Source organism: Nonomuraea sp. NPDC054003 (assembly GCF_055585125.1).
Genome location: NZ_JBVJKR010000008.1, coordinates 20,022 through 39,945 on the forward strand (window position 1 = coordinate 20,022; position 19,924 = coordinate 39,945).

Here is a 19,924-nt window from a genome sequence, read left to right on the forward strand (position 1 = left end):
CTGCCCCGCCCCCCGTTAGCGCGCCGCGCAGGCATGATCCTGACCGCGGCCACGATGCTCACCACGGCGCTGGCCGCCACCCCGGCGTCGGCCGCCGACGGGACCACGCCCACCCCCGCTCCCGCCGCGCAGGCCCGGACCCAGACCGTCACCCTGTCGGGCGTGCGCGCCGGCAAGGTCGTCGTCACCCTGATCACCGGTGACAAGGTCCAGCTGAGCCGGTCGGAAGCCGGCAAGTATCGGGTGGAGACCGCCCCGGGCACGCGGGACGAAGGCCGCCGCGTCAACCTGTTCACCCAGTTCACGCCCGACGGCGTCTTCGTGCTCCCGGACGACGCGGTCTCCGCCGTCCAGGCGGGGCTGCTCGACAAGCGGCTGTTCGACGTCAAGTATCTGGCCGAGAACGGGTACGCCGACGACGCGACCAAACGGGTGCCGGTCATCGTCCAGTATCCGGAGGACCAGGCCGAGGCGTCACTCAAGCGCTCGGCCGCGGCCATCCCCGCCAGTGAGCCCACCGGGACGATGGAGAGCATCCACGCCTCCGCCCTCGACGTCGACAAGGCAGAAACCGGCGCCTTCTGGGCGGCCGTGCGCGAGCGGTCCGACGCCAGGCGGGGCCTGGCCGCGCCCGGCACGCTGGGCGGCGGCATCGCCAAACTCTGGCTGGACGCCAAGGTCAAGGCCGACCTGGACGTGAGCGTGCCGATGGTCGGCGCGCCCCAGGCGTGGGAGCGGGGGCACGACGGGACCGGCGTGACGGTCGCCGTCCTGGACACCGGCGCCGACGCCGCCCACCCCGACCTGACCGGAAGGATCGCCGACAGCCGGTCGTTCGTCCCCGACCAGCCGGTCCAGGACGGGCACGGCCACGGCACCCACGTCGCCGCCACCATCGCCGGGACCGGCGCGGCCTCGGGCGGCAGGCACAAGGGCGTCGCCCCCGGCGCACGGCTCGCGGTCGGCAAGGTGCTGAACGACAACGGCGAGGGCATGGAGTCGTGGATCATCGAGGGCATGGAGTGGGCCGCGCGCAGCGGCGCCAAGGCCGTCAGCATGAGCCTCGGCGGCACGCCCACGGACGGCACCGACCCGCTCAGCCAGGCCGTCGACGACCTGACCGCTGAGACCGGCGCCCTGTTCGTGGTGGCCGCGGGCAACCTCTACAACGAGGAGACCGTGAGCGCCCCGGGCGCGGCGGACGCGGCGCTGACCGTGGCCGCGGTCGACAAGGACGACCAGCTCGCCCCGTTCTCCAGCCGCGGCCCGCGCGTCGGGGACTCCGGCCTCAAGCCCGACATCGCGGCTCCCGGCGTGAACATCGTGGCCGCGCGGGCGGCGGGCACGGCCATGGGCACCCCCGTCGACGAGCACTACACGGGCGCCAACGGCACCTCGATGGCCACGCCGCACGTGGCCGGCGCCGTCGCCATCATGGCGCAGCGGCACCCGGACTGGACGGCCCAGCAGCTCAAGGCCGCGCTGATGTCGACCGCCAAGGACGACGGCTTCACCGTGTACGAGCAGGGCGCCGGCCGGCTGGACCTGGACAGGGCCACCGGCCAGCGGGTCTTCACCACCGGCGGCGGCGTCGACTTCGGCCTGCTCGAAGGATCGGGTGAGCCGAAGACCGGCGAGGTCTCGTACACGAACCTGGGCGACCAGCCCGTCACGCTCGCGCTGAAGGCGCAGATGAGCGGTGGGGCGAAGGTGGGCGTCGCGGACGCGACGCTGACGATCCCCGCGGGCGGCACGGCGGGCACGACCGTCACCCTCGATCCGGCCGGGCTGGAGCTGGGCAAGTACAGCGGGGCCGTGATCGCCGAGGCCGAGGGCGTCCGCCTCACCACGCCCATGGGCGCGGTGCGCGACGTCCCCAAGTTCGACCTCACGATCCGCACCCTGGACAGGGACGGCAAGCCCCGCACCCCGACGGCCATGAGCGTCGTCGACGTCGACGGGACCAAGGGCGAGCTCGGCCCGCATCGCGTGCACGACGTGGGCGTGATCGTGACGCGGGTGCCCGCGGGCACCGTGAGCGTGCTGCAGGTGCTCGACTGGGTGGACGGCGACGACCGCGCCAACCGGGGCTGGCTGTTCGAGCCGGAGCTCACCGTCACCGGCGACACCGAGATCACCCTCGACGCCCGCGAGGCGTCCCAGATCCGCTTCACCACGCCGAAGACCGCGGAGCCGCTGAACAACAGCTACGAGGTCTTCTTCCAGCGGACTCTCCCCAGCGGGCAGATCTACGGCGGCACCCTGCTCAACGGGGCGCCCGTCGGGGCGTGGGAGAAGGTGTGGGCGCTGCCGACCAAGAAGGTCACCAAGGGCGCGTTCCGCTTCACCGGGCAGTGGGAGCTCGGCGTGCCCGAGGTCACGATGACCGCGCGGACGCCGAAGCGGCTGTCGCTGAACCCGGTCTCCAGGGTCCACGTCCTCGACCGGGCTGAGCTGCACCCCGGATACGTCCCCTTCGAGGGCACGCGGGACCTGCGGGTCGTCGACGCCGGCAAGGGCCGTCCCGAGGACCTCGCGGGCAAGGACCTGCGCGGCGCGCTCGTCCTGATCGACGCCGAACCGGCCGAGGGGTCGCTCGGGCCGCAGTGCGGTCTCCAGATCGAGCGCGTCGGGCCGATCAGGGACGCCGGCGCCGCCGGCATCCTGGCGTTCAACGAGCGGCCGGCCTCCTGCCCGATCCCGCTGGCCCTCGCGCAGAAGCCGTTCAGCGGGCCGCTGCTGCCGGTCAACCTGCCGATCGCGTACGTGTCCCACGCCGAGGGCGTGAAGGTGCGCGAGGAGGCCCGCCGGGGCCGGGTCACCATCCGGGTGGAGGGCACGCCGCACACCCCGTACTCCTACGTGTTCAAGCCGTACGCGGACGGCCGGATCCCGGACTCCATGCACTACAAGGTCACCGACCGCCAGCTCCACCGCGTCGACTTCGACATGCACGCCGGGCCGTACAGGAAGGCCTCGGTATGGCGGAGCACGTGGCGCACCGACGACGTGACCTACACGGGCACCGGCACGGACGCGGTGAGCTGGTCACTGCCGCTGCCGCAGCGCAGGCACCAGTGGGTCTGGCCGCTGGACCGTACGATCGTGCACTCGACGGGCATGTCGGCCCTGACCACGCCCGATCCGGCGGCGGAGACCGAGGAGTCGCGCTACCGCGTCGACGTCTTCGACAAGCCGGGACGGACGACGCAACGGTGGTTCGCCACCCCGAGCACGCCGGGCGCCGCGACCGCCTCGGAGAAGGTGTTCAAGCTCGCCGACCCGAAGGCCGCCCCGCTGGAGAAGCTGGTGGTCGGGGTGCCGTGCGCGATCTGCGTGCACGACGGCAACCTCTGGGTGACGCCGTCCATGGTCAGCGGGGTCGGGGAGCGGCGTGACGACGGCGTGGCCTTCGGGGACCTCCAGCCGCGGTACGAGATCCACCTGTACCGCGACGGCCGGGAGATCCCGAACGCGCCCGTCGAGCCCTTCGCCACCCTGCCGCGTTACCCGCTGCCGGAGGGCCAGGGTGTCTACCGGCTGACGGCCAGGAACGACCTGCAGGACGTCGAGTGGACGTTCACCGCCCCGCCGGGCGAGGACCACGCCAAGCCCGGTCTCAACTGCTACGCCTGGTGGATCGACGGCCCGGTGGAGCACTGCCGCACCACCCCCGCTGTGTACGTGAGCTACGACCTCGGTGACAGCCTGTCCACCGGGAACACCGTGGCCGCCGGCCGTAAGCACACCTTCGAGCTGGAGGCCTACCACGGGCCGTCGGCCGCGAAGATGCCCGCCATCGCGGGAGTCCGGCTCTGGACGAGCACCGACGACGGCGCCACCTGGCAGCCCGCCGATCTCAGGCGCGGCCGGGACGGCGTCTACACCGCCGGGGCCAGGTATCCGGCCTACCGCGCCACCAAGGGCGCGGTGAGCCTGAAGGTCGAGGCGTGGGACGCGGCGGGCAACCGCGTCAAGCAGACCACGCTGCGCGCGTTCGACCTGCGCTGACCCCTCGCGCCGGCGCCCGTCCCCGGTGGGGCGGGCGCCGGCTAGTCCTCGGGGCTGGTCCTGGAGTCGAGCCAGGCGTCGATCAGCCCCGTGAAGTCCTCGCCCGTGTGCTCGTTGACCCAGGCGGTGAACGACGCCCGGTCCTGGCCGGTGTTGCGGTGCTCCTGGACCCAGGCGCGGGTCATGGCGAAGAACCTGTCGTCGCCGATGCGCCGCCTGATCTCGTGCAGCATCACCGCGGGGCCGTAGTAGACGTTGTGGTCGGCGAACCGCTCGGGCCGGTAGTCGCCCGGCGGGCCCGCCAGCCGGCGCGCGAACCTCTCCTCCAGGCGCAGGTCGTCCATGTGGTCGTCCATCGAGCCCGGGCTGTGGTCGGCGGTCCACTGGATCTGGAAGTACATGGCGAAACCCTCGTTCAGCCAGACGTCCTTCCAGGTGCGCGGGCCGACGCTGTTGCCGAACCAGTGGTGGGCCAGCTCGTGCAGCACCACCTCGGGGCGCAGGTAGTCGCCGCCGAGGGTGATCATCTGCTGGGTCTCCATGCCGGAGTCGCTGGTGGCGACCAGGCCCGCGCTGGGGAACGGGTAGGGACCGGCCTTCTTCTCCATCCAGCGCAGCAGCTCCGGCATCCGGCGTATCACCGGCAGGGCATGCCTGTCCTCGCGGCGCACCCAGTAGGTGATGGGGAGGCCGCGCGGGCCCTTCGCCCGGTGCATCCGGTACTTGTCGACGGTGAACAGGGTCAGGTAGCTGGCGACCGGGTCGGTCGACTTCCAGCGGTAGGTGACCTTGCGCCCCTTCTCGGTCTTGCCGCCGTACGTGCCGTGCGCGACGCCGGCCCAGCCCTTGGGCACGGTGATGGCGACGTCGTAGAGCGCCTCGTCCGACGGGTGGTCGTTCACGGGGAACCAGGTGAACGCGCCGAAGGGCTCCTGCAGCGCCCAGGCCGAGCCGTCCGCGGACGAGCGCAGGCCGAGCCGCGCGAGGTCGTAGCGCATCTGCCCGGAGTTGTGGGGTTTCGGTACGCCGTGGTAGCGGATCACCACCCGGGCGGACTTGTTCGCGGCGAGGGTGGCGCGGAGCGGGATCGTCAGGTCGTCGCCCCTGCGCCCGGGCTTGGCGGTCTTGCCCGCGACGGTCACATGGTCGATCTTCAGGGCGCGGCCGAAGTCGAGCCTGATCTCCTTGATCGGCTTCACGGCCCGGACGGTGAGGGCGGCGGTGCCCGTCAGGCTCCGGCGGTCGGGCTGCCAGCCCAGTTTCAGCCCGTAGTGCAGGACGTCGATCGACGGGTTGCCGTATGCGGGGAACACCGGGTCCTTGACCGGTTGCGAGCGCCCTTTGGCGTAACGGGCGGGTTCGCCGGGAGTGGCCGCCGAGGCGGTGCCGCAGCAGGTGGCGGTCAGCGCGCCGACCAGGACCAGTAAGGGTAATCTCCGCATTCGCGACATCATAGTGATCACCGCCGGCGTCGGCGGGGGATTACTCGTCCTGCGATGCCGGTGAAACTTTCACCTCCGACACGGAGATCCGATAGGCCAGGTAGAGCCGGTGGCCAGGTAGGTAACCTGACACGCCGTCTCCGATATGTTTCGGGAATCGTTGACAACTTTCGGGGCCGGATGAACACTGTCGCCAGTTCGCATCACGCTCTCCGCCTTCGCGAGGAGGAAGCACACATGAACGGCGCCCCCGCCCCCCAGAGCACCCGCAGACGCGGCGGCATCACATCCTTCGTCCGCCGATCCTGCGCCGTAGCCGCAGCGCTGGTCATGGCGGTCGCGATGCCCGGCATCGCGCACGCCGCCCCGATCACCTCCAACCAGACCGGCAACAACAACGGATACTTCTACTCGTTCTGGACCGACAGCCAGGGAACGGTCTCCATGGAGCTGGGTTCCGGCGGGAACTACAGCACCTCATGGCGCAACACCGGCAACTTCGTCGCCGGCAAGGGCTGGAACCCCGGAGGACGCAGGACGGTCAGCTACTCGGGCAGCTTCAACCCCTCGGGCAACGCTTACCTGACGCTCTACGGCTGGACGAGAAGCCCGCTCGTCGAGTACTACATCGTCGACAACTGGGGCACCTACCGGCCGACCGGCACGTACAAGGGCACGGTCACCAGCGACGGCGGCACGTACGACATCTACGAGACGACGCGCTACAACGCCCCCTCCATCGAGGGCACCAGGACGTTCCAGCAGTACTGGAGCGTACGGCAGTCGAAGCGGACGGGCGGCACCATCACCGCCGGCAACCACTTCGACGCGTGGGCCAGGAACGGGATGAACCTCGGCAACCACGACTACATGATCATGGCCACCGAGGGATACCAGAGCAGCGGAAACTCGAACATCACCCTGGGCAGCACCGGCGGCGACCCGGGTAACCCCGGCAACCCCGGCAACCCCGGCAACCCGGGCGGCGGCTGCACCGCGACCCTGTCGCAGGGCCAGCAGTGGAGCGACCGCTACAACCTCGGCGTCTCGGTCAGCGGTTCGAGCAACTGGACCGTGACGATGAACGTGCCGTCACCCGCGCGGATCCTCTCCACCTGGAACATCAGCGCCAGCTATCCCAGCTCCCAGGTGCTGACCGCCAGGCCCAACGGCAGCGGCAACAACTGGGGGGTGACGATCCAGCACAACGGCAACTGGACCTGGCCGACGGTCTCCTGCAGCGCGGGCTGACCTCGTACCCCGTGGCGCGGCGGCCCGGCGGCCGCCGCGCCGCTGTCACTCACGGAGCCGCGACCGCCCGCAGGGCCTCCCGGTCGGCCGGGGCGGCGTCGGCGACGAACCACGCGGCGACCCTGCGGAACACCTCCTCCTCGGTGTCCACGTCGAGCAGCAGTTCGGGGCCGATGAGCGCGGCGACCTCCTCGAACGCGTCGCCATGGTCCGTCAGCTCCCACCCCGGCCACCGGGCGGGCAGGTCGCGCGGGTCGAGCGAGCAGTCGAGCGACCACCAGTCGAGCCGCCGGCCGGGGGCGTCCACGTAGAGGCCGTTCCAGGGGACGTTCTCCAGCGCCGCGAACGGGACGGCCTCCTCCTGCGGGGTCAGCAGCACGCCCGGTCCGGCGAGCAGGGGCTCGGCCAGCCCGGCGGCCCACCAGCCCCCGAACGACAGCCGCTCCCCGTCGCGGGCGGCGATGAGGACGTCGGCGACGGCGGACAGGTCGTCCTCCGCGGGCGCCTGGGCCCAGCGGGCGCGCGGCGCCGGTGTCTCGTCGAGGTAGAGCACGGTGTCGTACGGGAGCGCGAGGTAGTCCATGACCTGGTGCAGGCCGCGAGCGGCCCAGGTCACCGTCCAGCCCGGCCAGAGGGCCGCGACGAGCCGCAGCCAGGCGCGGACCTCCAGCACCGAGGTGTGCCGGTCGGGCCCCGGGATCCACTGGTCGGTGTGGACGAGCAGGCGGCGGGCGGGCAGGTCGAGGAGCGCGACGCCCTGCCACCAGATCGAGTTCATCCAGTGGTCGCGGTGACCGCCCCGCTGCTCGCGGATGAAGGCGATCACGCGGTCGGGGCCGCGGAGGAGGTCGTGGTAGAGGGTCTCGGCCGCTCTGTCGCGCGACCAGACGCGGTGACCGGACCCGTCCACGATGACGTAGTGCGCGTGGCCGCCGCTCATGCAGGCTTCCCGCGCAGCTCCCTGGTGGCCGCGCGGTGGGCCTCGCCGACGCGGGCCAGCATGTCGAGCAGCAGCGGCACCTGCTCCGGGGTGTAGTGCGCGCCGAGCGTCGCCAGGTGCCGCCTGGACGACTCGCAAGCGGCCTCGTAGTCGTCGAGCCCGCCCTCGACCAACTGCACGGTGACCATCCGGCGGTCGCGTTCGCCGCGCACCCGCCGCACGTAGCCCGCCTTCTCCAGCCGGTCGATCAGCCGGGTCGTCGAGGCGGACGGCAGCCCGAGTTCCTCGGAGAGCGCGCCCGCGGTCATGGGCCCGCGCGTCTCCAGCAGGATGGCGGCGGCGACGTCGACCGGCTGCAGGCCGAGCCGGTCGGCCACGGCCTCGTTGTGCAGCAGGACCGCGACCAGGAACTCGCGGAAGATCGCGTCCTCGGGTTGCTTGTGGGGCACTTTCCCAACCTACTCCACCCCGGAGTATCTTCGAATCGAAGATACTCCGAGTTGGAGAAAGATATGGACATCCTTGTCATGGGAGCAGGCGTCGGGGGCCTCGCCGTCGCCCGGGTGCTGCTCGCCGCCGGGCACCGGGTGCGCGTGTACGAGCGGGCCGCGGAGTGGCGCACCGGCGGCGCGGCCTTGATGATTTTCAGCAACGGCGCCGCCGTGCTGCACGACCTCGGCGTGAGCCTCGACGACGTGGGCGGGCGCGTCGACCGGATCGACGCGATGACCGCCGGCGGCCGGCTGCGCGTCAGCATGGACATCGCCCACGCCGCCGCCCACCACGGCTTCGAGACCAGGGCCGTCTCCCGCCGCGACCTCATGGAACTCCTCGCCGACGGCCTGCCCGGCGACCTCGTCCAGTACGGCAAGGCCTGCCAGGACGTCACCCAGGACCACGACCGGGTGACCGCGACCTTCGCCGACGGATCGACGGCCACGGGCGACCTGCTCATCGGCGCCGACGGTCACCACTCGGCCGTGCGGCACCGGCTGTGGGGCGACGCCGGCGTCCGACCGGCCACCTTCGGCACCTGGCAGGGCCTCAGCCCGATCGACATCGAGCTCACCCGTACGCACCGCCACCTCATGATCACCGGACGGGAGGGCGCGTGCGGCCTCATCCCCGCGGGCAAGGGCATGCTGCAGTGGTGGTTCGACGTGCCGTGGTCACCCGGCGACCGGCGGCCCGACGCGCCGCTGGCCGAGCTGCGGCGCCGGTTCGGCCACTGGGCGTCACCGGTGCCCGAGGTGCTCGCCGCCGCCACCGAAGCCGATCTCACCTTCTTCGGCCACCACTGGCGCAAGGTCGGCCCGGTGTGGGGGAAGGGCCGCGTCACCCTGCTCGGCGACGCGGCCCACATCATGCCGCCCACCCTGGGCCAGGGCGCCAACCAGACCTTGGAGGACGTCTGGGTGCTCGGGCGCGAGCTGGCCAGGGACGGCGACCCGGCGGTACGGTTGCGCGCCTACGAGAAGGCCCGATACCCGCATATCTCCCTGGTTTCCCGGATGGCCAAGCGCAACCCGGCCAACTGGCGCATCCCACCGCTTCTCGGCAGGCTGATCCCGGAGACGTCCCAGACCGCCATGCTCGCCCGCTACAGCAACCGCCTCACCGTGCGATCCCGCTGAGGTGCAACCTTCCGCCCGGCGGACCGCGCCTGCTCACCGGAGACCCTCATCTCGCGGAGGACCTGCTGCAGAGCGTCCTGGCCAACGTCGCAGGGCAGTGGTCGAAGCTCGACAGGAAGGGCAACCCCGAGGCGTACACCCGCAAGGCGCTCGTCAACCAGTACATCTCCTGGACGCGCCGCGCCCGCCCGGAATTACTCAGCGCCCACCCGCCCGAAGCGGGCGTCTCCCACGACGAGGCCACGCTGGACCGCATCATGCTCCGCCGGGCGCCGGCCCAGCTGACCCGCAAGCAGCGGGCCGTGATCGTGCTGCGCTTCCGGGAGGACCTGACCGAGGCGGCGGTCACGGCGCTGGCGGCGACGACGGCGGGCGCGGTGGCGGTCTGGCCGCACCCCGCCGGCATCGTCGCGACACAGGGGCAGGACGTGCCGGACCTGCGGGGCAAGGTCGGCGCGATCCGCTACGCGTACCAGACGCCGTGCGAGATCGACGAGATGACGCGGCGCTCCGACTGCAGTGCCGTGGAGTGGCGGGTGGTCACCCAGAAGGGGACGTACCGGCTGCCGCAGGCGCTCACCTCCTCCAAGAAGGACCCGCGGGTGCCGGTCGCGATCAGCCGGGACGGGCGGAGGCTCGCCTACTACAGCCGCGACGCCGGGGCGCACGTGATCAGGGACATGGCCGAAGGCGAAGAGGTGGTCTCCCCCGTCAAGGTGGCGGAGGAGCGGATCGGCGCCGGATCCACCTGTGGGTGACGCCGGTGACCGGAGGCGGCAAGCCGGTGCGGTTCGACGGCGTGTTCATCATGTTCAGCGAGCTCGCCCCGGACGGCCGCACGGTCGTCGCCGTCGAGTTCGACGAACTCAAGCCGGGCAGGCTCACCCTGCTCGATGCCAGGACCGGGCGGACCCTGCGCAAGGTCTCGATGCGTGGCCTGCCGCCGGGCGACCGGATCGACGGGACCGGCATCTGGCTGAACCGGGACGAGGTCACGGTGGTCGCGGGCAGCCGGGAGCTCGTCGCGTACGCCCTCGATGTCACCACGGGGCGCACGCGGCGCCTGGCCTCGTACGGAAACGAGCGCAGGTCCCTGACCCTGCCCGCGGTCAACCGGGACTTCAGATAGCCGGGCGGGGCGGCGCGCGCCCCGCCCGTCCGCTACCTCACCGGCCGGTACGTGAGGTGGGTGACGAGCGCGGTGCGGGAGGGCTCGCCGAGCGGTTCGAGGTCGATGTCCGCCAGGCCGTCGAACAGCCGCTCGCCGCGGCCCAGGAGCACCGGCGCGACGTGCAGGCGCAGCTCGTCGATCAGCCCCGCCGCCAGGTACTGGTTCACCGTCATGCCGCCGCCGGCGATGGCGACGTCACGGTCGCCCGCCGCCTCGCGGGCCAGGCGCAGGGCCTCCTCGGGACCGCCGGTCACGAAAGTGAACGTGGTGCCGCCCTTCATCGGCAGCGGCTCGCGCTCGTGGTGGGTCAGCACGAAGACCGGCGCGTGGTACGGGGGCTCCTCGCCCCACCAGCCGCTCCACTCCAGGTCCCAGGCGCCGCGGCCGGGGCCGAACATGTTGCGGCCCATGATGAAGGCGCCGGCGGCGGTGATGGCCTCGATCTCCGCCTTGTGGAGCTCCGGCTCGTCGACCATCCACCGGGTCAGCCGCCCGTTCTCTCCCTCGCCGAACGGATTGTCCAGGCTCTGGTTCGGCCCGGCCACGAAGCCGTCGAGGGACATCGCCATGTCGCAGATGACTCTGCTCATCTCATCGCCTTTCAGTTCCAGGCGCTCCTTCTTGCGCCTGCCACCGGGTGGTCGGAGCCGCCCGGCGGTTCTCTACATCCGGCGGGGGAGCATGTTCCCCCGTGCGGGGGAGGCCGGGGCCGGGAGGCCCGCCGATCCTGGAAACACCGAACTCGAACTCCAGGGAGCTGCCCATGACCGTGCGCCAGGCGCGCTGGCCCGCGTACACGACGGCGGTGCTGTTCCTCGGCTACGCCGCCGGCAAGGCCGTCTACGCCGCGCAGGGCAAGCTGGGTTTCCCCGGCGGCCCGGTGGTTCCGGCGGCCGACTACGAGCGCTACGCCCGCGAGATGATGGACGTGGCGGCCGCGCAGTGGATGGCGGCCGCCAACGGCCTGCTCGGCGCGGCCCTGGTCCTGCTGACGGTGACCGGGCCGGGCCGCCGGGTGCCGCGCGCGCTGATGCTGCTCGTGCTGGCCGTCGCGCTGGCGGGCGTCGGCGCCGGAGCCGTGATCATGGTGGCGGACGGGTTCGTCGGCATCGGGATCGGCTGGCAGTGGCACCACGGCGTGATCGGGATCGTCGCGCTGGGGCTCCTGGCCGCGACGACCCACTCCTACGCGCGCGCGACCCGGCCGGGGCATGCCGAGCTGACCGGCCGGTCGTGATCAGACGGGTTTTGCCACGTCGGACGGCAGGAGCTGTTCGGTGAGCAGGCGGCGGACGTTGGCGGGATCGGCCAGCCAGGGCCGCAACAGCTCCCATCCGTGGAAATATCCGAACATGTACGGGCTCATCGCCGACGGCCGCAGCAACGGCAGCGCCCTGGCGATCTCCGCGTCGTCGTACAGGCACCAGCGGGCCAGATAACCGGCCAGCTCCTCGTCCGTCCGCCCTTCGGCGGCGAGGTAGGCGACGTTGCCACACACTCCCCACAGCGCGTTCTTGACCAGGTGGATCGCCGCGAAGTCGCTGCCGTCGGGCCGGATCCCCAGGTCGGCCAGGACGTTGTCGGTCAGCCACGCCTGCGCCTCGTCCCCCGGGAAGAGGATCTCCTCGGCGCACAGCCCGAGCCCCTCGCTCAGCGCGAACGACGGGGCCAGCATGAACCGGACCCGCTGGTCCGTCCGGGTCGCCCCCAGGTCCTTCAGCAGCGACTCGGCGATGTGACCGGGATGGCCCTCGTGGGCGACGACGTAGAACAGGTCGGCCACGTTGAACGGGATGCCGGTGTTGATGAAGATCACCGACTTGAGGTCGCCCGCGTAGTGCCCGGCGGCGTGGAAGTGCGCCTCCGGCACGAGGTGGCAGCCGACGACCTCGTCCGGCGGCAGCGGGACGATCGCCTCCGTGCGGGCCCGGGTCTCGGCCACCGCCTTGTCCACCAGCGCGGGCAGCCGGTCAATCTGGTCCAGCGCGTGAGCCGACTGCCAGGCGTGCAGCCGGTCGGACAGCGAGCCGGCGGCCCTGGGCAACGCCGCGTCCAGCCGGTCGTGCGCCTCCTCGAACACGAGCTCGGGCACCCACCGCGGCCGCAGCCCCAGCACGAGCTCGCCGTAGTCGGTCAGCGGGAGCCGCTCGCCGTCCAGATAGCGGGCCACCGCGCGCATCGCGACCACCTGGGCCCGCAGGTAAGGGGTCAGCTCCCGGTCCAGTAACCGGTCGGCGCCGGCGATCAGGTCGCCGGGCGGCCGGACCGGCTCCGCCTGTGCCCGCTCGCTCCACTCGGCCGGCCCCCGGTAGACGAGCCCGGCTCCGTTCAGGTGCCGGTTGAGCCGGAGAGCGAGCATCGCGTATTCCTGCTGCCATTCCTGTTCGTCCATGCCCGCCACGCTAGTGGCACCGAACGCGCCCGGGCCGAAGGTGCATCTAGGTCTACCCCTGTCGTATTTCTAGCCGGATTCCCCGCGGGTGATCGCGTCCGTAGCGTCGGGGCCACGAGAACGTCATCGGAGAACGGGGTGCTTCCTGTGTTGCAGACGTCCGAGCCGGCCAGGCCGGCGACCACGGCCAGGGCCCTGGCCCCCGACCTGGCGCGCGGTTTCATGCTGCTGGCCATCGCGTTCGCGCACGCGCCGCTGTTCGTGGTGGCCGTCGACCGGGGCTCCGCCGCGGCCAACGCGATCTCCGAGTTCTTCCACGTGCTGTTCGTGAACAACCACGCGCGGCCGATGTTCGCCTTCCTGTTCGGCTACTCGCTGGTTCAGCTCCTGAACAGCCGGACCAGGCGCGGCGCCGACTGGGTGACGGTCCGCAAGCTGCTGCGCCGCCGGGGGTGGTGGCTGATCGCGATCGGGTTCGCGCACGTGGCGCTGCTGGTCCCGATCGACATCCTGGCGCCGTACGGGCTGACGGCCGTGGTGCTGACCGGGATGCTCCGGCGCGGGGACAAGGCGCTGCTGTGGACGGCGGGGACGCTCATGGTGCCCGCCACGGCCGTGGTCGGGTTCGCCATGTGGGTGGCGCTGATGCAGGGGCTCTCCACCTTCTCCCTCGGCACCATCGCCGCCGGGGCGCGGGGCTTCGGCGAGCTGTTCGTCACCAGGATGGCCGGCTGGCCGTTCGGCCTGGTCCTCGGCACCGTCATCGTGCTGCCCGCGGTGCTCTTCGGGATGTGGGCGGCCCGGCGGCGCATCCTGGAGGAGCCGGAGCGGCACCGGCGTCTCCTGGTCCGCTTCACGGTGATCGCCACCGTCGTGTCCGTCGTGGGTTCCGTCCCCGCCGCGCTCATCCAGACCGGCCTGTGGACCGGGGCGTCCGGCCCGGCCGTGGTGGCGGCCTCGGTCGCGCAACCGGTCACCGGATACTTCGGCGGCATCGCCATGGCCTGCGCCGTCGGCCTGATCGCCCCGCTGGCCGCCCGTGGCCGTGGTCCCCTGATCACCGCCGTCGAAGCGCTCGGCCGCCGCTCGATGAGCCTGTACCTGTTCCAGTCGATCGCGTTCGTCGTGGTGTTCTTCCCCTTCGGGCTCGGCCTGCAGGACGACCTCGGCATCGCCGGCGCCACCGGCGTGGCCGTGGCCACCTGGCTCGTCTCGCTGCTGATCGCCGACCTGATGCGCCGCGCCGACCACCGCGGCCCCGCCGAGATCCTGCTGCGCCGCCTGGCCTACCGCCGCACCTGACGCCCTGCGAGTACGACGAGAGCCTTCCGGAGGGTGATGGTTTCATCACTTAAGGTGATGGTCATGGATGCGGAGACGGACCGGCTGATCGGCGTGGCGACGAGGATGTTCGCCGAGGTGGGATACGACTGGACGTCGATGCGGATGATCGCCGAGGCGGCGGGGACCGACGTGGACCGGCTGGTCGAGACGGTGGGCGAGAAGCCGGAGCTCTACCACGAGGTGATGGTCCGCGCCGTCAACGCCGAGCGGGCGGCCATGGAGCCGGCGCTCAGGTCCTTCGTCCCCGGGGTCAAGGGGGCGTTCGACCTGGTCGACGCCTATCTCGACTACAACGTCGCGCACCCCGAGTATCTGTCGCTGTGGTTGCACCGCTGGACGGGCGACGCCGCCGACACGCCCGACCTGGAGGGCATGTTCTCGCGCCCGCTCGCCTTGGAGGTGGCGGAGACCATCCGGGAGCTGACGCCGGACGACGTGGACGGCGACCACCTCGTCTGGACCGTGGTGTGGTGCGTCTACGGGTTCCTGTCGGGCGGCATGCGCCACGTGTCGCCCGACTGGCCGCAGAAGCGGGGCGAGCCGGTCCAGCCGGGCGTGGTGGAGTCCTTCCGCGCCTACCTGCACACCCTGATCCGCCGCATGATCGCGCCCGCCGGGTGACGGGTCAGCCGATCGCGCCCTGGTCGCGCAGCGCCGCGAGGCGTGCCGCCGAGTAGCCGAGCTCCTCCCGCAGCACCTCGCCGGTGTGCTGGCCGACGGACGGCGCCGGGCGCGGCGGGCTTTGCTCGCCGTCCACGACCACCGGCGAGCCCGCCGAGAGGTGCGGGCCGACGCCGGGCTGGTCGAGCATCCCCAGGACGGGGTTGCCGGCCAGCAGCGCGTCGGGGTCCGCGGCCAGCTCCTCGAACGTCCGGTACGGCGCGTACAGCAGCCGCCTGGCCGACAGCGCCGCGTCCACCTCGGCGAACGGCCGCCCCGCGAACCACGGCTCCAGCAGCCCGCCGATGACCGCGCGGTGCGCGTACCGGTCGGAGTCGCGGCGGAAGTCGGCGCCGAGCGCCCGCTCCACCGCCTCGACCGCGGCGGTCAGTCCCGTCAGGGCGAGCAGGTCGGACCAGTGGCGCGAGGTGAGCACCACGAGCATGACGCGCCGGCCGTCGGCGGTGCGGAAGTCGCGCCCGTAGCCGCCGTAGAAGTGGTTGCCGTCCTTCGTCCGCGGCTCGCCGCCGAGCTGGGCGCCGGCGAGATAGCCGAGGTTGGCGACCATGGACAGCGCCACGTCGCGCAGCGCCACCGTGATGCGCCGCCCCTCGCCGGTCAGCAGCCGGTGCCGCTCGGCGGCCAGCAGCCCGGTCGCCAGGTAGAGCCCGGCCGCGATGTCCCAGGCCGGCAGCACGTGGTTGACCGGCCCCGCTTCCCCGGCCGGCCCGGTCACCGCGGGCAGCCCGGTCTCGGCGTTGACCGTGTAGTCGACGGCGGTGCCGCCGTCGCGCCTGCCGGTGAGCAGCGCGTGGATCAGGTCCTTGCGGCGCTCACGGAGCTTCTCGTACGAGAGCCCCGGCAGATCGGCGTTGGCCACCACGACGCCGCGCCGCTCGACCAGGTCGGCGATGACCGCGCGGCCCTCGTCGGAGCGGAAGTCGACCTCGACGGCCCGCTTGCCCTTGTTGAGCCCGGTCCAGTAGAGGCTGGTGCCGGACGGGCCGAGCGGCCACCGGGAGCGGTCGGCCTGGCCGCCGATCGGCTCCACCCGGACCACGTCGGCGCCGAGCTGCGCCAGCGTCATCCCGCACAGCGGCGTGGCCACGTAGCCGGACAGCTCGACGACGCGCAGGCCCTCCAGCGGGGCGGACATTCCGGCCGGGGTCACGCGCGTGCCCCGCGCATCAGCTCGCGCCCGACGATCAGCTTCTGGATCTCGCTGGTCCCCTCGTACAGGCGCAGCAGGCGCACGTCGCGGTAGATGCGCTCGACCGGCACGCCGCGCATGTAGCCGCTGCCGCCGTGCACCTGGACGGCCAGGTCGGCGACCCGGCCCGCCGACTCGGTGCAGAACAGCTTGGTGGCGGACGGCGCGAGCCTGCGGTCCTCGCCGGTCAGCCAGAGCCGGGCGGCCTCGGCGGCCATCGCCCGTCCGGCCATGCACAGGGACTTCTGCTCGGCGAGCATCGCCTGCACGAGCTGGTAGTCGCCGACCGGCCGGCCGCCCTGCCGGTTGTGCGCGGCGAACGCCACCGACTCGTCGAGCGCCCGCTCCATCAGGCCGACGGCCATCGCCGACATGTGCAGCCGGCCGCGCGCCAGCACGGTCATGGCCGCCCGGAAACCGGCGTCGACCTCGCCGCTGACCAGCGCGTCCGCGCCGACCCTGACCTCGGTGAACGTGACGTCGGAGGTCCAGGCGCCCTCCTGGCCCATCTTGGCGTCCTTGGGCCCCACCGCCACCCCGGGAGCGTCGGCCGGCACCAGGAACACCGCGATGCCGCTGCCCGCCGCGTCCGCGGGGCGGACCCGGGCGAACACCACGAACAACCCGGCGATCGGGGCGTTGGTGATGAACCGCTTGCCGCCGTCGATCACCCAGCCGTCGCCGTCGGGCGCCGCCGTGGTCTTCAGCCCCGACGGGTCGGAGCCCGCCTCCGGCTCCGTCAGCGCGAACGCCGCGGTGACCTCGCCGGACGCCAGCGACGGGAGCCAGCGGCCCTTCTGCTCCTCGGTGCCGAACCCGACCAGGACCTGGCCGGCGATGCCGTTGTTGGTGCCGAACATCGACCGGAACGCGAGACTGGTGTAACCGAACTCGAAGCCGAGCCGGACGTCCTGGGTGATGTCGAGCCCCAGCCCGCCGTACTCGGCGGGGATGGCGTAGCCGAACAGGCCCATGTCGGCCGCCTGGCGGCGGAGGTCGTCGGGGATCGCGTCGGAGTCGGCGATCTCCTGCTCCCTCGGCACGACCCGGTTGCGGACGAACTGGCGTACCTGCTTGAGGATCTCTTCGAACTCGTCGGCTGCGACCATGCTCCTGACCTATCGAATAATGTTCTGCCGTGTCAACGGTTGCGGTAGTCGCCGGGCCGCTTCTCGCGGAACGCGCCCATGGCCTCCGCGTAGTCGTCGGTCGCCTGCACGATCGCCATGTGGGAGGAGATCAGGTCAAGGCTGGTGCGCAGGTCGGTGCGCATCGACTGGTGGACCGCCCGCTTGATCATCGAGATCGCGATCGGCGGCTTGGCCGCGATGCCCCTGGCGAACTCCATCGTCTCCGCCATGAGCGTCTCGTCGTCGTAGACCCGGTTGACGATGCCCAGCCGCAGCGCCTCGTCGGCGTCGACGAAGTCGCCCGTCATCAGCAGCTCCATCGCCTTTGCCGGGCCGACCAGCCGAGGCAGGAAGTACGCGCCGCCGTCGCCGGGGACCAGGCCGATGCGGATGTAACCCTCGGAGAACCGGGCCGACCGGGCGGCGAACCGCATGTCGCACATGAGCGCCATGTCCATCCCGGCGCCGACCGCGACCCCGTTGACCGCGGCGATCAGCGGCTTGTCCAGGTCCTCGACCGCCCGCGCGACCTTGTGGACCCGGTCGGTCAGCATGCGCTTGCGCTCGATCGGCGTCGCCTCGATCTCGTCGAGCGCCTTCAGGTCGACGCCGCTGCAGAAGCCCTCGCCGGTGCCGGTCAGCACGACCACCCGGACGCCCTCGTCGTCCTGCGCCTCGCGCAGCGCCCGCGCCCACGCGTCGATCATCGGCCAGGTGAACGCGCCCAGGGAGCGCGGGCGGTTCAGCCGGATCACCGCCACCCCGCCGTCGACCTCGTAAACCAGCTCGTCCTCGTCCTCGGCCACCGGACACTCCTCTCATTCCGGACAACCCGCCGAGCTTCTCACAGCGGCCACCCCCGGCTCGCGCCAGGTCCGCCGCGTCCTCTACCGTCTGCCTCATGCCGACCTTCAGTCCCGTGGCTGCTCCCACCGTGCTCGACCTGCTGACACTGGAGAAGCTCGAAGAGGACCTCTACCGGGGCACGACCGTCTTCGAGGAACCGTTCCCGCTGTACGGGGGACAGGTGGCCGCGCAGGCGCTGGCCGCGGCGGGCGACACGGTGGAGCCCGACCGGTTGCCGCACTCACTGCACGGCTACTACCTGCGCAGCGGCGACGCGGCCCGGCCGACCGTGTTCCGCGTCTACCGTGACAGGGACGGCCGGTCGTACTCCGCCCGGCGGGTGGTCGCCATCCAGAACGGCAAGGTCATCTTCAACATGTCGGCGTCCTTCCACGTCCCCGAGGCCGGCGCGGACGTGCAGATCCACCCCGCGCCCGACGCGCCGGACCCGGACGGGCTCGAACCCGTGCGCCTGCCCCGGTTGTTCTCCATGGACAGCCGGCTGCCGCCGCAGCCGTACGAGGCGGCCGAATGGCCCACCCGGTTCTGGGCCCGCTGCACCCAGGACCTGCCCGGTGGTCAGCTCCTGCACGCGTGCGTGCTCACGTACCTCTCCGACATCTCCAGCGGGGTGACCGGCGTCCCGCACGGGGAGGGCGCGCGTTCGGGCTCCAGCCTGGACCACGCGGTCTGGTTCCACCGGCCGGCCCGCATGGACGAGTGGGTGCTGATGGACCTGGTGCCGCACACCGTGTCGGCCGGGCGCGGCTGGTACACCGGCACCATCCACACCCGCGACGGCCGGCTCGCCGCCAGCATCACCCAGGAGACGCTCTTCAGGAAGCCGCGCTGACCAGCTCGACGTCGAAGCGCACCTCGACGTCGTCGTCCAGCTTGAGCGCGCCGAAGAACGCCGAGTACGGCTTGACGCCCCAGTGGCTCTGCGTGACCGTCGCACTGCCCCGCACCCGCTCGCCGTCGAACCGGCAGTCGAGGGTGAGCGGCCGCGTCTGGCCCGCCATCGTCAGCTCGCCCTCCACCCGGAACGACTCCCGCGTCCCGGTGACCTGCCGCGACCGGAACGCGATCGCCGGGAACCGGCCGGTGTGGAGCACCTTCTCCTGGATGTTGCGCGCGATGTCGCGCCGGTCGGAGTCGGTGAGCGGCTTCACCCCGCCCGTCCCCGACACCACCCGCAGTGACCCGGCCTCCACCTCGACGCTCACCCGGCTCGCCCCCGGATCGTCGAGATCGACCACGGCCTCGCCGCGCCATCGGTCCGCCTCGATCGTCAGGTCATGACCGGCCTTGGCGCCCAGACCGGTACGCCTCGTCTCGACCAGCAACTGCCCCGTCTCCGGACCCAGCGTGTATGAATCCCCCATACTCCGCACGCTACCCACCGGCGCGCCGCCAAGACCCTTCCGTAGGGTCGGGGCATGAGTGTCGTGATCGAGGCCGTGCGTGAGGCGAGCGACGAGGTCGTGGCGGCGTTCGGGCGGCTGCTGCCCCAGCTCTCCGCCGGGGCGGCGGCCGACCGGGAGACGGTGGAGCGGGTGGTCGGCTCCGAGGGGAACACGGTGCTGGCCGCGCGGGCCGGGGGCGCCGTCGTGGGCCTGCTCACGCTGGTGATCTACCCGCTCGCCTCCGGGGTGCGGGCGCGGATCGAGGACGTCGTGGTGGATGGTGCGGCGCGCGGCCAGGGGGTGGGGGCGGCGCTCACCGGGCGGGCGCTGGAGCTGGCCCGGGAGCAGGGGGCGCGCACGGTCGACCTGACGTCCCGGCCGGAGCGGGAGGCGGCGAACCGGCTGTACGAGCGGGTGGGGTTCCGGCGGCGGGATACGGCGTCGTACCGGGTCGTTCTCTAGGGAGGGTTGGGAACGTCGGCGGAGA

The 19,924-nt window shown here is 72.1% G+C and carries 19 protein-coding genes and 1 pseudogene; 11 read left to right on the forward strand and 9 right to left on the reverse strand.

Annotated features, from left to right (window positions below):
- Positions 1 to 33 precede the first annotated feature (33 nt).
- A complete protein-coding gene (locus tag ACZ6YG_RS21580; RefSeq protein ID WP_466019018.1) occupies positions 34 to 4,011 on the forward strand; it encodes a S8 family serine peptidase in 3,978 nt (1,325 codons plus the stop codon).
- Between the two features lie 41 nt (positions 4,012 to 4,052).
- Here ACZ6YG_RS21580 and ACZ6YG_RS21585 read toward each other — a convergent pair whose 3' ends face one another.
- On the reverse strand, positions 4,053 to 5,453 hold the full coding sequence (locus tag ACZ6YG_RS21585; protein ID WP_466019019.1) for a M1 family metallopeptidase: 1,401 nt from the start codon (positions 5,451 to 5,453) through the stop codon (positions 4,053 to 4,055).
- Between the two features lie 237 nt (positions 5,454 to 5,690).
- On the opposite strand from ACZ6YG_RS21585, the gene ACZ6YG_RS21590 reads away from it, so the two are divergent.
- Positions 5,691 to 6,704 (forward strand): glycoside hydrolase family 11 protein, encoded by a 1,014-nt coding sequence (locus ACZ6YG_RS21590; RefSeq protein ID WP_466019020.1) that lies wholly within the window; start codon positions 5,691 to 5,693, stop codon positions 6,702 to 6,704.
- Positions 6,705 to 6,753: 49 nt separating this feature from the next.
- Here the strand turns inward: ACZ6YG_RS21590 and ACZ6YG_RS21595 are convergent, their stop codons facing one another.
- Entirely contained in the window at positions 6,754 to 7,644 is an 891-nt protein-coding gene (locus ACZ6YG_RS21595; protein WP_466019021.1) for a hypothetical protein, read from the reverse strand.
- A complete protein-coding gene (locus ACZ6YG_RS21600) occupies positions 7,641 to 8,093 on the reverse strand; it encodes a MarR family winged helix-turn-helix transcriptional regulator (protein ID WP_466019022.1) in 453 nt (150 codons plus the stop codon). Before ACZ6YG_RS21600 ends, ACZ6YG_RS21595 begins: the two co-directional genes overlap by 4 nt.
- Positions 8,094 to 8,156: 63 nt before the next feature.
- On the opposite strand from ACZ6YG_RS21600, the gene ACZ6YG_RS21605 reads away from it, so the two are divergent.
- From ACZ6YG_RS21605 to ACZ6YG_RS21620, 4 genes and pseudogenes are all read left to right on the forward strand, one after another.
- On the forward strand, positions 8,157 to 9,278 hold the full coding sequence (locus ACZ6YG_RS21605; RefSeq protein ID WP_466019023.1) for an FAD-dependent oxidoreductase: 1,122 nt from the start codon (positions 8,157 to 8,159) through the stop codon (positions 9,276 to 9,278).
- A gap of 77 nt (positions 9,279 to 9,355) precedes the next feature.
- A pseudogene (locus ACZ6YG_RS21610) lies at positions 9,356 to 9,406 on the forward strand (hypothetical protein); the annotation flags it as partial.
- Between the two features lie 129 nt (positions 9,407 to 9,535).
- The gene (locus tag ACZ6YG_RS21615) at positions 9,536 to 10,036 is read left to right on the forward strand and encodes a hypothetical protein (protein ID WP_466019205.1); all 501 of its coding nucleotides are present in this window, start codon (positions 9,536 to 9,538) and stop codon (positions 10,034 to 10,036) included.
- A 5-nt stretch (positions 10,037 to 10,041) separates the two neighbouring features.
- Positions 10,042 to 10,407 carry a hypothetical protein gene (locus tag ACZ6YG_RS21620; RefSeq protein ID WP_466019024.1) on the forward strand — a complete coding sequence of 122 codons (366 nt, stop codon included), beginning with the start codon at positions 10,042 to 10,044 and terminating at the stop codon, positions 10,405 to 10,407.
- 32 nt (positions 10,408 to 10,439) lie between these two features.
- Here ACZ6YG_RS21620 and ACZ6YG_RS21625 read toward each other — a convergent pair whose 3' ends face one another.
- On the reverse strand, positions 10,440 to 11,039 hold the full coding sequence (locus tag ACZ6YG_RS21625) for a dihydrofolate reductase family protein (RefSeq protein WP_271278429.1): 600 nt from the start codon (positions 11,037 to 11,039) through the stop codon (positions 10,440 to 10,442).
- 173 nt (positions 11,040 to 11,212) lie between these two features.
- On the opposite strand from ACZ6YG_RS21625, the gene ACZ6YG_RS21630 reads away from it, so the two are divergent.
- Positions 11,213 to 11,686, forward strand: a complete 474-nt coding sequence (locus tag ACZ6YG_RS21630; protein WP_397198413.1) for a hypothetical protein — start codon at positions 11,213 to 11,215, stop codon at positions 11,684 to 11,686.
- Here ACZ6YG_RS21630 and ACZ6YG_RS21635 read toward each other — a convergent pair whose 3' ends face one another.
- The gene (locus ACZ6YG_RS21635; RefSeq protein ID WP_466019025.1) at positions 11,687 to 12,841 is read right to left on the reverse strand and encodes a hypothetical protein; all 1,155 of its coding nucleotides are present in this window, start codon (positions 12,839 to 12,841) and stop codon (positions 11,687 to 11,689) included.
- Between the two features lie 147 nt (positions 12,842 to 12,988).
- Between ACZ6YG_RS21635 and ACZ6YG_RS21640 the strand changes: the two genes are divergently transcribed.
- Both ACZ6YG_RS21640 and ACZ6YG_RS21645 read left to right on the forward strand, forming a co-directional pair.
- Complete coding sequence (locus ACZ6YG_RS21640; RefSeq protein WP_466019026.1) at positions 12,989 to 14,143, forward strand: DUF418 domain-containing protein; 1,155 nt, start codon at positions 12,989 to 12,991, stop codon at positions 14,141 to 14,143.
- A 63-nt stretch (positions 14,144 to 14,206) separates the two neighbouring features.
- Positions 14,207 to 14,806, forward strand: coding sequence for a TetR/AcrR family transcriptional regulator (locus ACZ6YG_RS21645; RefSeq protein ID WP_466019027.1), 600 nt, complete (start codon positions 14,207 to 14,209; stop codon positions 14,804 to 14,806).
- A 4-nt stretch (positions 14,807 to 14,810) separates the two neighbouring features.
- Here ACZ6YG_RS21645 and ACZ6YG_RS21650 read toward each other — a convergent pair whose 3' ends face one another.
- From ACZ6YG_RS21650 to ACZ6YG_RS21660, 3 genes are read right to left on the reverse strand one after another with little or no spacing between them, the layout of a single operon-like run.
- On the reverse strand, positions 14,811 to 16,016 hold the full coding sequence (locus tag ACZ6YG_RS21650; RefSeq protein ID WP_466019028.1) for a CoA transferase: 1,206 nt from the start codon (positions 16,014 to 16,016) through the stop codon (positions 14,811 to 14,813).
- Positions 16,013 to 17,164, reverse strand: coding sequence for an acyl-CoA dehydrogenase family protein (locus tag ACZ6YG_RS21655; RefSeq protein ID WP_148034054.1), 1,152 nt, complete (start codon positions 17,162 to 17,164; stop codon positions 16,013 to 16,015). The genes ACZ6YG_RS21650 and ACZ6YG_RS21655 overlap by 4 nt, the downstream gene beginning before the upstream one ends.
- Positions 17,165 to 17,196: 32 nt before the next feature.
- On the reverse strand, positions 17,197 to 17,991 hold the full coding sequence (locus ACZ6YG_RS21660) for an enoyl-CoA hydratase/isomerase family protein (protein WP_466019029.1): 795 nt from the start codon (positions 17,989 to 17,991) through the stop codon (positions 17,197 to 17,199).
- A 95-nt stretch (positions 17,992 to 18,086) separates the two neighbouring features.
- On the opposite strand from ACZ6YG_RS21660, the gene ACZ6YG_RS21665 reads away from it, so the two are divergent.
- On the forward strand, positions 18,087 to 18,884 hold the full coding sequence (locus ACZ6YG_RS21665) for an acyl-CoA thioesterase (protein WP_219545583.1): 798 nt from the start codon (positions 18,087 to 18,089) through the stop codon (positions 18,882 to 18,884).
- Here the strand turns inward: ACZ6YG_RS21665 and ACZ6YG_RS21670 are convergent.
- Complete coding sequence (locus tag ACZ6YG_RS21670) at positions 18,868 to 19,416, reverse strand: YceI family protein (protein ID WP_466019030.1); 549 nt, start codon at positions 19,414 to 19,416, stop codon at positions 18,868 to 18,870. The genes ACZ6YG_RS21665 and ACZ6YG_RS21670 overlap by 17 nt on opposite strands.
- Positions 19,417 to 19,470: 54 nt before the next feature.
- On the opposite strand from ACZ6YG_RS21670, the gene ACZ6YG_RS21675 reads away from it, so the two are divergent.
- Positions 19,471 to 19,899, forward strand: coding sequence for a GNAT family N-acetyltransferase (locus ACZ6YG_RS21675; RefSeq protein WP_466019031.1), 429 nt, complete (start codon positions 19,471 to 19,473; stop codon positions 19,897 to 19,899).
- Positions 19,900 to 19,924 lie beyond the last annotated feature (25 nt).

Bases quoted from the DNA above. Each gene is read 5' to 3' on its own strand.
- ACZ6YG_RS21580 (WP_466019018.1), top strand. From the start codon at position 34: ATGATCCTGACCGCGGCCACGATGCTCACCACGGCGCTGGCCGCCACC.
- ACZ6YG_RS21585 (WP_466019019.1), bottom strand. From the start codon at position 5,453: ATGCGGAGATTACCCTTACTGGTCCTGGTCGGCGCGCTGACCGCCACC.
- ACZ6YG_RS21590 (WP_466019020.1), top strand. From the start codon at position 5,691: ATGAACGGCGCCCCCGCCCCCCAGAGCACCCGCAGACGCGGCGGCATC.
- ACZ6YG_RS21595 (WP_466019021.1), bottom strand. From the start codon at position 7,644: ATGAGCGGCGGCCACGCGCACTACGTCATCGTGGACGGGTCCGGTCAC.
- ACZ6YG_RS21605 (WP_466019023.1), top strand. From the start codon at position 8,157: ATGGACATCCTTGTCATGGGAGCAGGCGTCGGGGGCCTCGCCGTCGCC.
- ACZ6YG_RS21615 (WP_466019205.1), top strand. From the start codon at position 9,536: ATGCTCCGCCGGGCGCCGGCCCAGCTGACCCGCAAGCAGCGGGCCGTG.
- ACZ6YG_RS21625 (WP_271278429.1), bottom strand. From the start codon at position 11,039: ATGAGCAGAGTCATCTGCGACATGGCGATGTCCCTCGACGGCTTCGTG.
- ACZ6YG_RS21630 (WP_397198413.1), top strand. From the start codon at position 11,213: ATGACCGTGCGCCAGGCGCGCTGGCCCGCGTACACGACGGCGGTGCTG.
- ACZ6YG_RS21635 (WP_466019025.1), bottom strand. From the start codon at position 12,841: ATGGACGAACAGGAATGGCAGCAGGAATACGCGATGCTCGCTCTCCGG.
- ACZ6YG_RS21645 (WP_466019027.1), top strand. From the start codon at position 14,207: ATGGATGCGGAGACGGACCGGCTGATCGGCGTGGCGACGAGGATGTTC.
- ACZ6YG_RS21655 (WP_148034054.1), bottom strand. From the start codon at position 17,164: ATGGTCGCAGCCGACGAGTTCGAAGAGATCCTCAAGCAGGTACGCCAG.
- ACZ6YG_RS21665 (WP_219545583.1), top strand. From the start codon at position 18,087: ATGCCGACCTTCAGTCCCGTGGCTGCTCCCACCGTGCTCGACCTGCTG.
- ACZ6YG_RS21670 (WP_466019030.1), bottom strand. From the start codon at position 19,416: ATGGGGGATTCATACACGCTGGGTCCGGAGACGGGGCAGTTGCTGGTC.
- ACZ6YG_RS21675 (WP_466019031.1), top strand. From the start codon at position 19,471: ATGAGTGTCGTGATCGAGGCCGTGCGTGAGGCGAGCGACGAGGTCGTG.